Raw genomic sequence first — 753 nt, forward strand, 5'->3', positions numbered from 1 at the left:
AATTAAAAAGCCCAACCACATTTTTGGTTGGGCTTTTTGGTTTTAGAGGATTATTTGGTCGGGAAACTGATTTGGGCGATCAAGCCGCCTTCACTGCGATTACGCATCACCACCGAACCTGAATGTTGGATAACAATACGTTTTACAATCGCTAAACCCAGACCAGTACCTTCGCTGCCACGCGCCGTATCACCACGGGTAAACGGCTCGAACAACTTCGCGATTTGCGACTGCTCAATCCCCGGCCCGTTGTCTTCTACGCATATCCAAACCAACTGTTTGTCTGCCGTCACGCCTGTGCTGATTTTCACCCAACCGTTGCCGTAACGCAGTGCGTTGACAACTAAGTTACTCACCGCTCGCTTAATGGCAATCGGACTGCCTTTCGCTGGAGGAAGGTGCATGTTCAAGTCCGTTTCAATCTCGACTTCATACCCCCCTTCAGAGCTCGCCACGTCACTAGCGATGGTACTGACATCAATCGACTCAAACGATTCTTTGTTTACAGGCTTTAGATAATCCATAAATTGACTGATGATCTCATTGCACTCTTCCGTGTCACTGATGATCCCTTCCGCCAAATAGCTGTCTTCTGGCGACATCATTTCAGTAGCGAGACGAATTCGCGTCAGCGGCGTACGTAAATCATGACTGATGCCTGCCATTAACAGAGCGCGGTCTTCTTCGAGCTCTTGAATCCCTTTCGACATCTGGTTAAATGCACGAGTTACCGAACGAATTTCCGATGCGCCT

1 protein-coding gene is annotated in these 753 nt (G+C 48.7%); it reads right to left on the reverse strand.

The annotated features are described in order from the left end of the window. Positions 1-50: 50 nt before the first annotated feature. Positions 51-753 (reverse strand): ATP-binding protein (locus R7040_RS26130; protein ID WP_318097530.1); only part of this gene is annotated, 703 nt, incomplete at its 5' end.

This window comes from Vibrio sp. 1069 (assembly GCF_033340555.1).